This is a genomic window from Pseudomonas sp. CM25, assembly GCF_013179705.1.
GTDB lineage: Bacteria > Pseudomonadota > Gammaproteobacteria > Pseudomonadales > Pseudomonadaceae > Aquipseudomonas.
Map to the genome: position 1 here is coordinate 1 of NZ_JABMCW010000701.1, position 732 is coordinate 732.

1 pseudogene is annotated in these 732 nt (G+C 63.9%); it reads right to left on the bottom strand.

What is annotated here, in order from left to right:
• Positions 1-732, bottom strand: a pseudogene (locus HP546_RS30795) (thiamine pyrophosphate-binding protein); the annotation flags it as partial.

Below are 732 nucleotides of genomic sequence, written 5' to 3' on the forward strand. Positions count from 1 at the left end.
CAGCGCCTTCGGCGATCTGCGCTTCGTTGGCCTCACGAATGGCCAGCAGGCGGGTGAAGTCCCAGTGCGAAGTGTCGTTCAGGGCTTCGCTGATCTGCCACACGGCGTTGGCGATGTCGCCGATCACCTCCACCTGCGGGAAGTACACGGCATCGACTTCGGCCGAGCGGAAGTTGATGTGGATGACTTCGGTGCCACCGCGGACCATGAAGAACGGCGGCTTCTCGATCACATCGTGGCCGATGTTGATGATCAGGTCGGCGGCCTCGACGGCGCGGTGAACGAAGTCACCGGACGACAGCGCGGCGTTGCCGAGGAAGCGTGGATGACGCTCGTCGACCACACCTTTACCCATCTGGGTGGTGATGAACGGGATGCCGGTCTTGTCGATCAGCTGCTTGAGGACCTTGGCGGTCATCTTGCGGTTGGCGCCGGCGCCGATCACCAGGATCGGGCTACGGGCGTTCTGCAGCTTTTCCAATGCAGCTTCGATGGCGACGTGCTCGGCCAGCGGGCGGCGGTGCAGGCTGCGCGGGATCGGCAGTGCATCGGTCTGCTCGGCGGCGATGTCTTCCGGCAGCTCCAGGTGAACCGCACCCGGCTTTTCTTCTTCGGCCAGGCGGAAGGCTTCGCGCATGCGCGCCGGGATGTTGTCGGCCGAGGCGAACTGGTGGGTGTACTTGGTGATGGGGTCCATCATGCCGCACACGTCAATGATCTGGAAGCGGCCCT